Genomic DNA, 13,205 nt, shown 5'->3' on the forward strand with positions numbered 1-13,205 from the left:
TATAATTTTTGAGAGTAGCTAAAATGAATGTAATTGAAACCAATATTCCTGATGTGAAAATAATTGAGCCAAGTGTATTTGGTGATGAACGAGGTTTTTTTATGGAAACCTGGCAGCAAAAGAAATTTGAAGAATTAGTGACTGGTAAACCTACTCAATTTGTACAAGATAACCATTCAAAATCTTCAAAAGGAATTTTGCGTGGTTTACATTATCAAACAGAAAACACACAAGGTAAGTTAGTGCGTGTTGTATCGGGTGAAGTATTTGATGTAGCTGTTGATGTACGTAAAGATTCACCTACATTTGGTCAATGGGTTGGAGTTTACCTTTCAGCTGTAAATAAAAGGCAACTTTGGATTCCAGAAGGATTTGCGCATGGCTTTTATGTGACAAGTGAAGAAGCTGAGTTTGTATATAAATGTACAGATTATTATAACCCTACCGCAGAAATTACTATTAAATGGGATGATGAGATTTTAAATATAAAATGGCCTGATAATAAAAATGTAATCACTTCACCTCGTGATAGTAAAGGGATAGCTTTTCATGAGGTAAACTTATGAATCCTCAAGTCAGTGTGATAATGCCAGCTTATAATGTCGATAAATTTATTGGTGAAGCTATTGACAGTGTACTTTCACAAACGTTTACAGACTTTGAATTAATTATTATTGATGATTGTTCCACTGATAACACACGAAAAGAAATTATCAAAAAGAAAAATATTGATAATCGAATTCAATTTCATTGTAACTCTGAAAATTTGGGTATTGCGGAAACTCTTAATAAAGCCTTAAAGATGGCATCTGGGAAGTATATCATCAGGATGGATTCTGATGATATTTCACTACCAAATAGATTTGAATTGTTATTAACAAAAATTAATGATTCAGATATTGATATATTAGGTACTTCTACTATTACAATTAATGAAAATGGCGATGAAATTGGTTCATATGAAACAATTGTTGAACATGATGACCTAGTTGCTACCATTGGTCTTAGTTCACCACTACTGCATATTTGGATTTGTAAGAAAGAACTATATGAAAAGGTTGGGAACTATAGATACCCTCCTGTTGAAGATTATGATTTTCTACTTCGATGTATTAAAAAAGGGTATAGACTAGGAAATTTAAACGATAAGCTTTATAAAGTTAGATTAAGAAGTGGAAATACTGTAGATCTTTATGGTTATAAACAGCTAAAAGCATTTGAAGCTTCATATGCTAATTTTCAAACAGGTAAAGAATTACCTAGCCTTAAAGAAGATAGGTTTATCTCGCTAGTACAAGCTTCTTTATATACCAAGTCATATAAAATCATGATGATAGGAAGCTTAAAGTTAAAGAAAGGCTATAAGATTCAGGCTGGAATTCTATTTATTATTTCCTCCCTTTTATCAACATACCAATTTCGCTATCTATATCGTCGTTTAAAACTTTCACTATATAAAAATAAAATAAAATAAAGAGCAATAATTTATGAAAATTGCATTTTTAATCCCCTCAATGCTAAATAGAGGTCCCAATGTATTCACTAAAAACTTAGTAGAAGGTTTAATAAATAATGGGTTAGATATTAAAGTTTATTTCCTTGATGATAAGAGAGAGTTAGAGTTTAATTGTGACACTCACCTCATTAATAGTGTTTCAGATATCGATTTTAGTAAGTATGATATTGTGCATTCTACAATGTTTCGACCTGATGTTATGTTAGCACTCAATAAATGGAAGCTTAAAGATACCAAAATAGTATGTGGAATCCATAATTATATAAAAGAAGATATGGTATATAATTATGGCGGATTTAAAGGTTCATTGATATCCAGTGTTTGGCTATTTTCTTTGAAATTATTTGATGGTATTGTTTTCTCTTCAAATGATATGACTCAATATTATCAATCTAAACTGCTAGTAAATAAATACAAAGTAATTCCTTATGGTGTCCCAAAGGAAAATAGTGTTCTCGGTTTTATTAATTATGAAGTGGAATTGAAAAGTTTGGCTGAAAAATATTTTATAATTGGTGCAGTCGGACTTTTAATAAAAAGGAAAGGTTTTAAGCAAATTATATATGCTTTGAAGGAACTTCCCAATCATGCTTTGGTTTTAATTGGAAGTGGGAGTGAACTTGAAGATTTAAAAAAATTAGCCATAAATGAAGGCGTATCGGATAGAGTTTTATTTTTGGGTTTTCAGCAGAATTCTAAGAAATACTATCAGTATTTTGATTGTTATTGTATGGCCTCATATTCCGAAGGCTTTGGATTAGCAATGTTAGATGCATTATCTCTAAATATTCCTCTTGTATGTTGCAACTTGCCAATTTACAGAGAGTATTTTAAAGAAGAATATATCGTTAGTTTTGAGTTAGATGATATTCCGAGTTTGGTCTCTAGTTTTGAAGACGTTAAATTGCATGAAAATAAATATAAAAAAGGTTCTGAAATAACTTTCTGTAATCATTTTAGCCTTGATGCTATGGCAATATCCCATATAAATTTCTATAAGGTAATATTAAGTGATGAATAAAATTTTCATATCAATTGTATCACATAATCATATTGAAATAATTAAAAAGCTAAATTGTTTAAAGCAACTATCAAACGATAAAAGTATAGAAATTGTAGTTAAAGAAAATACTAGAGATGATAATTATGCGTACTACAAGTCAATATCAGTAAATTACATTAATAATTCAGATCTACTTGGTAAAGGGTTTGGTGAGAACAATAATATCATATTTAATTATTGCATTGACAAATTAAATATGATGAATGATGATATTTTCATTGTTCTAAACCCTGATGTATATATTACAGAGCATTCTTTAAAATCTCTTGTTGATAAAATGATTTTTTTTAATGATAAATTTGTAGCAATAAACCTTTTTAAAGATTTTGAAGAAAAAACATATGATAACTCAATAAGGAAGTTTCCTTCTTTTTACAGTTTTTTTTCATCGTTGGTATTTTCTAAAAATAATACAACTTATAATAAGTTAGATATTAATAATAGGAGTGATGTTGAGTGGGGTGCCGGTTCTTTTTTAGCATTTAGAACTTCACATTACAAATTGTTAAAGGGTTTTAATGAAAAGTACTTTATGTATTGTGAAGATATTGATATCTGTTATAGATCTTATATAGTAGGACATTCACTAGTTTACTATCCTGATGTGAAGGCAATACATCTAGCTAAACATGAAAATAGAAAACTGTGTTCAAAACATTTTTTCTGGCATATAAAAAGTGCAATGAGATTTATCTTCTATAAGGCATTCAATGACTTCAAGAAAAAAATTATTGATTAAGATTCTATCAGGTAATGCTTTTGCTCAAATATTTGTAATATTAACATTGCCAATATTAACAAGGGTATATAGTCCGATAGACTTTGGTCAACTAGGCATGATCAATGGTGTATTATTGATTTTTGGTGTTGTAGGTTGTTTTAGGTATGATCAGTTAATTTTTAACTATGATAATAAAAGTGATTGGAATAAATGCTATTCCGCGGGTCTTTTATCTACAGTAATAAATAGTTTTCTTGCTCTATTTATTTGTATTATAGGTATTGAAAAATACGATCTATATTCAGGATTTTATTTATTTCCTTTAATATTCCTCTCATTCTCACTATGTCAATTGTATAGCTCTATTTTAAGTGTTTACAATAAATATACTCATATAACTTATAGCATAATAATTAAAGTTGTGACAGTATTTTCATGTCAATATACGTTAGGTTATTTATCAACTAATCATGCTCTAATTATAGGTCTTTGCCTTGGGCAACTTACTCAAGTCTGTTATATGGCGGTAATTACATATAGATGGACACGATTTGAACTTAATTTTTCGAATATAAATAGAAAAAATGCTTTATTGAGTTCATTGCAGTCATTTTTCAACTCATTTTCATCACAAATACCGACTTTATTTATACCTATTAAATTTGGCTTTGAAATGATGGGTTACTATAGTATGGCATTGCGCCTAACATACATCCCAATTACTTTTTTTTCAAATGCTTTAAGGCCGTTTGTTTTAGGGGAACTTAACAGAAATAAAGTTGATAGAGCTAGAACAGAAAAAATATTAATGCTAGGCAGCTTAGGTCTCTTAGTTCTTGCTGGTATTGGTTGTGTCTTTATTAATCTTTTCGCAGAAGCATTTTTTACTATTTATGCTGGAGAAGAGTGGCGCATATCTGGTGAAATCGCATCCATTTTATCAATCTGGATTTTTACTGCGTTTTCTAATTTAATTGCAACTTGCTATATGACTGTGTATGCCAAGTTTAAAGAACTTCTTTTCTATGATGGCGTTCTACTTATAGTAAGAGTATTTATTGCAATCTCGTCATATATTTTTAATATAGAATTTTGGTTATTTCTTAAGTATTATGCCTTATCTGGAATGCTTTTTAATTTATTTATAATAATTTATGCTGTATGGTTGGTTAAAAATGAAAATAGTTTATATAGTAACAACTGAAAATGGATTTTTTGCTCAGGGAGTTATGCCTTGGAGTTCAATGAATATTCAAGAAATAAAAAAAAATTTAATGAAATACAATTTTGAAGTCCGGATAGTGACATTTAAATTCCTTGAAGATAATATTAATACACTTCGAAATTCTATTATTATTTATACTAGTTCACAAAGAAATGAACATAAAAATTATATTTCTGACTTAATATCTTTTTTTGATGAAGATAATATATTGATCCCTAATTTAGAATCTCTCAAAGCACATGATAATAAAGGCTATCAAGTTCTGTTTAATTATAAATATGATCTTGGTTTGATTGAAAGTCAATATTACTGTGATGTTTCAGAAGTTAATGCTGATTCTCAAGTTTTTCCATGTGTTTATAAACCAGCAAATGGAGCATCTTCAATTGGTGTTGAAATTGTTAAAAATATAGAGGATATTAAAAAAATAGTTACGAGTAATTGGAAAATAGATAAGGATTTTTTGAAAAAAAATGTAAAAAAATACTTTCTAAAATCTAGATATAACCATAAGTGGGAAGAATACATTTCTTTTGCCCCTTCTCGATTTGTCCTTCAGAAATTTTTACCCGGTATGGATAGTGATTTTAAAGTACTTATTTTTGGAGACAAGTATTACTTACTAAAAAGATACACGCAAAAGAATGATTTCAGAGCTAGTGGTAGTGGGATTCATTCTAGAGATATTTGTTTTGATGATGCTGTAAAAATACTAGATAAAGCTAAAGAAATAAAAAATAAATTTAAATCGCATATATATTCTTTAGATTTATGTATTTATAATGATCAAGTTCATGTTATTGAATTTCAGTTTACACATGTCGGTCCTATTACACTCATTGACTCTGAGTACCATTTCTCTTTCTCTGATAATGAGTGGGTAAAACATTATGCTACAGCTAATTTAGAAACTGAGTTTTCCACTTCATTAATTAGGTACCTAAATGATAGTCTTACATGTAGTTCATAGCTTTTTTGGTTTCAGTGGAGCTTCTAAGCAAGCATATAGCTTAGCTATGGCTATTCGTAGGGAGTACAAAGACAATGATTTAACTCAAAGTTTTTTCACTTTTTCTAATTCTAATCAATTCGTCCATGAAAAGGACAATTTCTTAATTTATAGTTGTCGTACAGGCTTTCGTAGTCGATTTGTTACTTTTTATAGAACTCTATTAAAAGTAAAGCCAGATATTATTCATTTTCATGGTGCAGACTTTTTATTATTATTGCTTGCTAAGAGTTATGGAGCAAAAGTATATTGGAAAAGTACTTTATATAAATCTGATGACTTATTATCATTGGTTTCAATAAAAAATGGCTGGTTAAAGAAGCTTATAATTAAACTAATTGATAAAAATAACACTCTAACATTGCAAATGAGAAAAGTTAATAGCCAATTTTTAAAAGAAAAAAAGTTAGTCACTATACCTAATGGCGTTAATATACCAGAGATACCATTTGCTGATAAAAAAAAGATAGCTTTGATAGTATCAGCAATTATCCCAAGAAAAAGAGTAATAGAGGGAATAAACTTTTTTGTTGATAACTTACAAGATCAAGGTTACAAACTGATAGTTATTGGACCTAACGATTCTTCATTATCGGGGTTTGATAAGAAATACCACCAGATGTTCAAGGCTAAGTTAACAAATGACATCTCATATTTAGGTGAGGTTGATTTTTCTGACGTTGAAATTTATCTTAGGCAGACTCAGTTTCTTATACACTTGTCAGAATCTGAAGGGATGCCAAATATTGTCTTAGAAGCTTTATCTTATGGGTGCTACCCTATCACAAGGGACATGGATTCACTAGCTGAAGAGTTGTTTATTGATGGTATTAGTGGCTTCAATATAGATTCAAATAAAAATTTTTTTATTGATGACTATAAAGGATTTAATATTCAAGGGTATAATGAAGTTAGATTAAATAAAAGCTTTAGTGTAGTTGCACATAAGACTCTTTTGATCTACAAAAACTTAGCAGGTAAATCGTAAATGAAAGTAAGTCATTCTATAAAAATATCTTCGTATTTTTTATTTTTAATTTTACCATTTTATGATGTTTTTGTACCATTTTTTACAAGATTTACAATGAGTCTTTTTTATATTGTAGGGCCTATTAGATATGAGGTCATGTTTACTTTCATATTTTTGTCGATTATCTTAGCCCTTCAAAAAGGAAGGGTAATTAAAAGATTTTATTTTATTTTTCCTCTTATATTTTTATTACTATGTGTATTCTCTCTATTGTTAAGCTCTAATGACATAACTTTAAAGCTAGATGCTGTAAAGTTACAGCTTATTATTTTTATTTATTGCTTTTTTTTGGCTCTAGTTTCTAAAGAAAATGTATTTTTGAACTTGGCTGTACTGAAGCGTATTTTTAATTTTCAGCTTCTTTTAGTGCTTTTTTTTGGTGTTGTTGAGTATTTCAATCAAAGTATATTAACTATTATATATAATATGCCATTGGATGAGATTCAACATATAAGCTATTTCTCTGCGCAGAGACTTATTTCTTTAATTGGAAATCCCATAAATCTAGGGGCATTTGTTGTTGTATCTTTAGCCTTTAAATCAAGTTGGTTTATTGCTAGCGGTGACAACTTGAAAAAATGTATTCTAATATTAGTCTGTACATTTGTTGTTTTTTTTACGCTTAGTAGATTGTCAATTATTGTTTTTTTGTTAATTTTAAGCTTTATTTTTTATAATAAAAACTTAGTTTTATTCTTATGTTTATCTTTCTTTATTATTATTTTTTTGTTTTTTTCGTTGTCTTATGTAGATGTAAATTTAGATTATATGTCTAGAATGTTAAGTATATTTAACGTGTCTACCTATGAAGAGAATACTAGAGTTTTAAATTGGTTTTCTGCCTTTGATAGAATGGATTCTTTATTTTTAATTTTATTTGGGCTAGGTTTTGGTTCATCTAACCCCTCTAAAGAGTATATGGAAAATTTAGGTTCTATTATTGTAGAAAACACCTTTACTTCCATATTTATTGACTTAGGTTTATTTGGTCTTTTAATTTACTTATGTATTTTTTTAAGGTTTTTTTTCCTATCGTTTAGGTTTTATCGCAGTAGTGGCGATCTATCTTTATTGGCTTTTTTGTTAACTTTTTTGTGTTTTTCTATGGGTAATGACTTTCATCGAAATATGCCATTTAGTTTCTATTTTTGGTATTTTTATTTTTACATAGAGGTATCTGATTACCACCGAACCCGCGGACAAATCATGAAGAACCCTATTCGCTAAGTAAGCGTTCACCAGAGGTAGGTTGTATTTAGGTTTTAGCAAAATCGAAGACATCAGGATAAAGTTCTCGTCGTATGACTGCACCCACGATCGTTGAGATCACGCTTAATGCCGACAGCTTTCGCTTCTTGCAGGTTTCTACAACTGTTAATACACGCGAACGAAATTGGTCGCCGCGCTCAGAACTCGTGCCGTAACTAATTTTACGTAAAATAACGCTACCTCGAATACACCGCTCAGCTTCATTATTTGTGAGTGGTATGCCTGGTGATGATAAAAACACCCATAAACTAGGCTCATGTTTTAAGATGAATTTACATCGACCAACGTAACGTTTACAAGGTGTTCTCATTCCTTTTTGTAATAACAAATTGAAACTTTGCCGTAATCTACGCATTAGTTTTTGATATTGATGGGCAGCTAACTGATTATCTTCATATCGATGCTGAGTTCTAAAAACACTTTGGCAAGTTAACACTAATTTCTGACCAATGTGAGCCGTCAGCCCTTTACCACTGTAGTCTGCCATTTTTTGAAGATTACGCACAATGTGCGCCCAACAAAATTGATGCTTCTGATTATCGATCCAATTATAACTAGCACACTGGTCTGTTATCATAATACCTTTAAATTTTTGGCCTAATATATATTGAGCACATTATTGTCGGCGTGAACTCATTATTTTTTGGAATACAACATCATCACCTGATGCAAGCCAGAGCCACTGCGTTTGTTCTAATGTATTTCGGTGATGTGATGTTTCATCAACATGCACAATCGGCGATTATTTGATGGCGCCATGTAATGCTTGATGCAGTGGTGTGAGCATATTACTGACTCGGCCTTGCTCCTCAGATATTGCAGCGGTTAAAAATGTAGTACAAAATTGAGATTTCAACAAGCTTTGAACTTTTCGGATACTAAGGTGATATTGGCCAGTCAATACGCTGATGTAACTGAGTAAATTAGGTCCCATTTGACTCGCAGATGCGGTGACAGGGAGTTTTCCTTTACTCACGGAGCCACAACCAGTGCATTTTCCATGATAAATTTGATAGTCAGTAATATCGAGAGCTTGTCTTGGTAACTCGAACACTTGATGTCTATAACTCGGTTTTTCGTAAGATTCAACGGTACAAGCACAGCTTTTACACTGAGTTTCAGGTGTGCAAGATACAACAATATCAGACGCTTTAAGCTCTGTTATTGGTCGCTTATGCCTCGTGTGGTTTGGCTGAGCGCCAATCTTATTTCCACTACGAGGCGCTTGAGCCTTTTTCGCTCGGCCTTTGCCGGGGGAGTGTCCGATGACGGTGATAACGATGAGTTCCGTGAGGATGTCGCCAACCTGTCTTCATATTCTCTTAGCTGTTGCCATAATTCCTGAATTAATTTATTAGCCTCGTTAAGGTTAACGACTTCAGGCGGCTCTGTTTGATATGTTTTATTTTTCATATCTGAATTATCAGTGATAAAAACAATCATGCAAATGCTAAACACGGATCAAGAGATGATCGTCTCATTTTATTTTTCAAGTGGGGTCTGGTGAACGCTTACGTTGGATACAGCATTTAGATAAGATAATTCACGAATAAGAATAGATGAACGAGCAGAAAGTTTTGCAAGGATCAGGCAAATGAGTTTAAACCTGCTAAAAAATGAAAAAAGTTTTAAAGCGAGCGTGAAAAGAAAAAGAATGAAGTGTGCGATGAATGAAAGCTATCTTTTAGTTGTTCTCGCAAGCCTTAGTACATAGGGTTCTTCATGATTTTTCCGTGAGTGGAAAGTTGATACTGGTTATCACTATAGATCGTTATCGGAAACGGCGATGTATCGATATAAAACGCTCACAAGCGGAACGCTATCACAATGCTCAAGTCGGTGAAGTCTATGCCAATGTTAAAGCGATCAATAAAGTCATTAGACTAGGTATGCCTGAAAGAAACACAAGTATTTAGAATTTTATAACAAAGGGGATGATCAAACCTCTAACTGACTTGATCAATAACGTTGTTATTAATAATTTTTAATATCATTTAGAATCGCTTATAAAAATATCAGGTAAAATATAAATGAAAATAGCAATCGCCGGAACTGGCTATGTGGGTCTATCAAATGCAATGCTTCTTGCGCAACATAATGAAGTAATTGCGTTTGATATCATCGAAGAAAAAATAAATCAATTAAACAAATGTATCTCACCAATTTCAGATACTGAGATTGAAGATTTTTTACAAAATAAAGAATTAAATTTTATAGCGACACTTGATAAAGTATCGGCATATAAAGATGCTGACTTTGTTATTATCGCAACACCAACAGATTACGATAGTGTTAATAACTACTTTAATACATCATCTGTGGAAGCTGTGATTAAAGATGTTATGGAAATTAACCCTACTGCAGTAATGGTGATTAAGTCGACAGTACCTGTCGGTTATACTAAGCGTATCAAGCAAAAATTATGCTGTAGTAATATTATATTCTCACCGGAGTTTTTACGTGAAGGTAAGGCGCTATACGATAACTTACATCCTTCACGTATTATTGTTGGTGAAAAATCGGAGCGAGCAAAAGTATTCGCTAATTTATTAGCACAAGGTGCGATTAAAGAAAACATTGATATTTTATTTACAGATTCAACAGAAGCAGAAGCGGTTAAGTTATTCTCAAATACTTACCTTGCTATGCGTGTATCTTATTTTAATGAATTGGATACATATGCTGAAACGCATGGTTTAGATTCTCGTCAAATCATCGAAGGTGTAGGACTAGACCCGCGTATTGGCAGTCATTACAATAACCCTTCATTTGGTTATGGTGGCTATTGCTTACCAAAAGACACCAAACAATTACGTGCCAACTTCGAAGATGTACCTAACTCGTTAATCAGCTCTATTGTTGATTCGAATACGGTACGTAAAGATCATATTGCATTCTCGATCATCAATAGACAGCCTAAAGTGGTTGGTATCTATCGTTTGATCATGAAAACGGGCTCTGATAACTTCCGTGCATCGTCTATCCAAGGAATCATGAAGCGTATCAAAGCCAAGGGTATTGAAGTCGTTATTTATGAGCCAGTGTTAAAAGAAGAGTCATTCTTTAACTCTCGTGTAATAACTGACTTCGAAGAATTTAAGCAGATGTCAGATGTGATTGTGTCGAACCGTATGGAAGATGCGTTAATATCAGTTGTAGATAAGGTTTATACCCGCGACTTATTTAATTCTGATTAATTACCTTTAACTGGATCTTTAAGTAGTCTACTTTACGTTTCTACAAAGCACTAAAGAAGTCCTTTAGTGTTTTGCAAATTTGTCATTCTTATTTCTACAATAGCGCATCTCTTTTCAATCTTTTAAGGTTATCATCATGAAATATTTAGTTACCGGCGTTGCTGGTTTTATTGGTTCGCAAGTGGCAGTTCGTTTGTGCGCTTTAGGTCATCAAGTCATCGGTATTGATAACCTGAATGATTATTACGATGTTAATTTAAAACTAGCGCGTTTAGATGAAATTAAACCACTAACAACATTTCAATTTATCGAAATGGATTTAGCGGACCGTGATGGTATTGCTGCATTATTTAAAGAACAACAATTTGATAAAGTGATTCACTTAGCAGCACAAGCTGGAGTACGTTACTCTATCGAAAATCCGATGGCATACGCTGACTCTAATCTTATTGGTCATCTAACCATTTTAGAAGGTTGCCGCCATAATAAGGTTAAACACCTTGTCTATGCATCATCAAGCTCTGTTTATGGCTTAAACAGCAAAACACCATTTGAAACCAGTGACAGTGTTGATCACCCTGTGTCTTTATATGCAGCTACGAAAAAATCAAATGAGTTGATGGCACATTCTTATTCTCATTTATACAATATGCCAACCACTGGTTTACGTTTCTTCACTGTGTATGGTCCTGCTGGTCGTCCTGATATGGCCCCCTTTATCTTTACTAAAAAGATATTAGATGGCGAAACTATCGATATTAATAACAACGGTGATATGTGGCGTGACTTCACTTATATTGACGATATTGTTGAAGGTATCATTCGTATTCAAGATGTTATTCCAACTGTCGATGCAGATTGGAAAGTTGAAACTGGTTCACCAGCAACAAGCTCAGCACCATACAGTGTCTATAACATCGGCCACGGTAGCCCGATTAGCTTAATGGATTTCATTGGAGCGATTGAAGAAGCTTTAGGCATTGAAGCGAAGAAGAATTTCCGTGAAATGCAAGCTGGTGACGTATACAAAACATATGCCGATACAAGTGATTTATTTGCAGCGACTGGCTATAAAGCAAAAGTAGGCGTTAAAGAAGGTGTGAAAGCATTTGTTGATTGGTATAAAGCCTTTTACAACAAGTAGTATAATAAATAGCAATTTAACAAATTAGGTAATACCAATGATTAAAAAATGTCTATTCCCTGCAGCTGGTTACGGTACGCGTTTTCTACCTGCAACTAAATCTATGCCAAAAGAAATGATGCCAGTGGTAAACAAACCGTTGATTGAATACGGTGTTGAAGAAGCAATCAGTGCAGGTATGACCGGTATGTGTATTGTTACTGGTCGTGGTAAGCACTCGCTAATGGATCACTTTGATAAAAACTACGAACTTGAAGATCAAATTCAAGGTACTAACAAAGAAGACTTGTTAGATGATATCCGTAGTATTATCGATGCAGCGCAGTTTACTTATATTCGCCAACGTGAAATGAAAGGTCTAGGCCATGCAATTCTAACCGGTCGTGAGTTAGTCGGTGATGAACCATTTGCAGTCGTGCTTGCTGATGACTTGTGTGTTAACGAAGAAAAAGGCGTACTTGAGCAAATGGTTGCTTTATACAACCAGTTCCGTTGTTCTATCGTAGCCGTTGAAGAAGTGCCTGCAGGTGAAACCCATAAATACGGTGTGATCGCCGGTGATGAAATCCGTGATGATCTATTCCGTGTGACTAACATGGTAGAAAAACCAGCGCCGGGTACTGAACCAAGTAACCTTGCTATTATTGGCCGTTATATCTTAACCCCTGATATTTTTGAATTTATCGAAAACACAGCACCAGGTAAAGGCGGCGAGATCCAAATTACCGATGCCTTGTTAAAACAAGCGCAACAAGGTTGTGTTATTGCTTATAAATTTAAAGGTAAACGTTTTGACTGTGGTTCGGTAGAAGGTTATATCGATGCGATCAACTACTGTTACGACAATGTCTATTTAAAAGACTACAAAGCAGAATTAGATAAAGCTAAAACAGAAAATAAATCAGCTTAATCTCTTCCTCTTGGCTATAAATCTGAGCTGTAGCTAAATAGTTCAGTTTTGGTTATTTAATTGTAAATTAATATGTTATCTTCACGTCTAGATTAATCCCTTTATATTCATCAAGCTAATC

Annotated in this window: 11 protein-coding genes and 3 pseudogenes; 13 read left to right on the forward strand and 1 reads right to left on the reverse strand. The window is 32.4% G+C overall.

Going from position 1 to position 13,205, the window contains the following annotated elements:
* Positions 1-23 precede the first annotated feature (23 nt).
* Genes rfbC through A923_RS0107530 form a run of 8 tightly spaced genes read left to right on the forward strand, consistent with a single transcriptional unit; the run spans position 24 to position 7,791 of the window.
* Entirely contained in the window at positions 24-566 is a 543-nt protein-coding gene (rfbC, locus tag A923_RS0107495; protein ID WP_017221048.1) for a dTDP-4-dehydrorhamnose 3,5-epimerase, read from the forward strand.
* On the forward strand, positions 563-1,474 hold the full coding sequence (locus A923_RS22085; RefSeq protein WP_017221049.1) for a glycosyltransferase family 2 protein: 912 nt from the start codon (positions 563-565) through the stop codon (positions 1,472-1,474). The genes rfbC and A923_RS22085 overlap by 4 nt, the downstream gene beginning before the upstream one ends.
* Positions 1,475-1,487: 13 nt before the next feature.
* Positions 1,488-2,537 (forward strand): glycosyltransferase, encoded by a 1,050-nt coding sequence (locus A923_RS0107505; RefSeq protein WP_017221050.1) that lies wholly within the window; start codon positions 1,488-1,490, stop codon positions 2,535-2,537.
* Positions 2,530-3,318, forward strand: a complete 789-nt coding sequence (locus A923_RS0107510) for a glycosyltransferase family protein (protein ID WP_017221051.1) — start codon at positions 2,530-2,532, stop codon at positions 3,316-3,318. Before A923_RS0107505 ends, A923_RS0107510 begins: the two co-directional genes overlap by 8 nt.
* The gene (locus tag A923_RS0107515; protein ID WP_017221052.1) at positions 3,290-4,504 is read left to right on the forward strand and encodes a lipopolysaccharide biosynthesis protein; all 1,215 of its coding nucleotides are present in this window, start codon (positions 3,290-3,292) and stop codon (positions 4,502-4,504) included. Before A923_RS0107510 ends, A923_RS0107515 begins: the two co-directional genes overlap by 29 nt.
* Positions 4,476-5,495 (forward strand): ATP-grasp domain-containing protein, encoded by a 1,020-nt coding sequence (locus A923_RS0107520; protein ID WP_017221053.1) that lies wholly within the window; start codon positions 4,476-4,478, stop codon positions 5,493-5,495. The genes A923_RS0107515 and A923_RS0107520 overlap by 29 nt, the downstream gene beginning before the upstream one ends.
* Positions 5,470-6,522, forward strand: a complete 1,053-nt coding sequence (locus A923_RS0107525) for a glycosyltransferase family 4 protein (protein WP_017221054.1) — start codon at positions 5,470-5,472, stop codon at positions 6,520-6,522. Before A923_RS0107520 ends, A923_RS0107525 begins: the two co-directional genes overlap by 26 nt.
* Positions 6,523-7,791, forward strand: a complete 1,269-nt coding sequence (locus tag A923_RS0107530) for an O-antigen ligase family protein (protein WP_017221055.1) — start codon at positions 6,523-6,525, stop codon at positions 7,789-7,791.
* A 28-nt stretch (positions 7,792-7,819) separates the two neighbouring features.
* Here A923_RS0107530 and tnpC read toward each other — a convergent pair.
* Positions 7,820-9,246, reverse strand: a pseudogene (gene tnpC, locus A923_RS22505) (IS66 family transposase).
* Positions 9,247-9,349: 103 nt separating this feature from the next.
* Between tnpC and A923_RS23220 the strand changes: the two are divergent.
* The 5 genes and pseudogenes from A923_RS23220 to galU all read left to right on the forward strand — a co-directional run.
* Positions 9,350-9,547 (forward strand): annotated as a pseudogene (locus tag A923_RS23220) (transposase); the annotation flags it as partial.
* Between the two features lie 21 nt (positions 9,548-9,568).
* Positions 9,569-9,749, forward strand: a pseudogene (locus tag A923_RS22965) (IS5-like element ISVa1 family transposase); the annotation flags it as partial.
* Between the two features lie 114 nt (positions 9,750-9,863).
* On the forward strand, positions 9,864-11,030 hold the full coding sequence (locus tag A923_RS0107550; RefSeq protein WP_017221060.1) for a nucleotide sugar dehydrogenase: 1,167 nt from the start codon (positions 9,864-9,866) through the stop codon (positions 11,028-11,030).
* A 136-nt stretch (positions 11,031-11,166) separates the two neighbouring features.
* Positions 11,167-12,174, forward strand: a complete 1,008-nt coding sequence (locus tag A923_RS0107555; protein WP_017221061.1) for an NAD-dependent epimerase — start codon at positions 11,167-11,169, stop codon at positions 12,172-12,174.
* A 37-nt stretch (positions 12,175-12,211) separates the two neighbouring features.
* Positions 12,212-13,084: a UTP--glucose-1-phosphate uridylyltransferase GalU gene (galU, locus tag A923_RS0107560; RefSeq protein WP_017221062.1), complete on the forward strand. Its 873-nt coding sequence runs from the start codon at positions 12,212-12,214 to the stop codon at positions 13,082-13,084.
* The last annotated feature ends 121 nt before the right edge of the window (positions 13,085-13,205 follow it).

The organism is Moritella dasanensis ArB 0140, assembly GCF_000276805.1.
Classification (GTDB): domain Bacteria; phylum Pseudomonadota; class Gammaproteobacteria; order Enterobacterales; family Moritellaceae; genus Moritella; species Moritella dasanensis.

What these genes read in the sequence shown, in the direction of transcription:
- A923_RS0107550 (WP_017221060.1), top strand. Translation starts at nt 9,864, where the DNA reads ATGAAAATAGCAATCGCCGGAACTGGCTATGTGGGTCTATCAAATGCA.
- A923_RS0107525 (WP_017221054.1), top strand. Translation starts at nt 5,470, where the DNA reads ATGATAGTCTTACATGTAGTTCATAGCTTTTTTGGTTTCAGTGGAGCT.
- rfbC (WP_017221048.1), top strand. Translation starts at nt 24, where the DNA reads ATGAATGTAATTGAAACCAATATTCCTGATGTGAAAATAATTGAGCCA.
- A923_RS0107555 (WP_017221061.1), top strand. Translation starts at nt 11,167, where the DNA reads ATGAAATATTTAGTTACCGGCGTTGCTGGTTTTATTGGTTCGCAAGTG.
- A923_RS0107515 (WP_017221052.1), top strand. Translation starts at nt 3,290, where the DNA reads ATGACTTCAAGAAAAAAATTATTGATTAAGATTCTATCAGGTAATGCT.
- A923_RS0107520 (WP_017221053.1), top strand. Translation starts at nt 4,476, where the DNA reads ATGAAAATAGTTTATATAGTAACAACTGAAAATGGATTTTTTGCTCAG.
- A923_RS0107510 (WP_017221051.1), top strand. Translation starts at nt 2,530, where the DNA reads ATGAATAAAATTTTCATATCAATTGTATCACATAATCATATTGAAATA.
- galU (WP_017221062.1), top strand. Translation starts at nt 12,212, where the DNA reads ATGATTAAAAAATGTCTATTCCCTGCAGCTGGTTACGGTACGCGTTTT.
- A923_RS0107530 (WP_017221055.1), top strand. Translation starts at nt 6,523, where the DNA reads ATGAAAGTAAGTCATTCTATAAAAATATCTTCGTATTTTTTATTTTTA.
- A923_RS0107505 (WP_017221050.1), top strand. Translation starts at nt 1,488, where the DNA reads ATGAAAATTGCATTTTTAATCCCCTCAATGCTAAATAGAGGTCCCAAT.
- A923_RS22085 (WP_017221049.1), top strand. Translation starts at nt 563, where the DNA reads ATGAATCCTCAAGTCAGTGTGATAATGCCAGCTTATAATGTCGATAAA.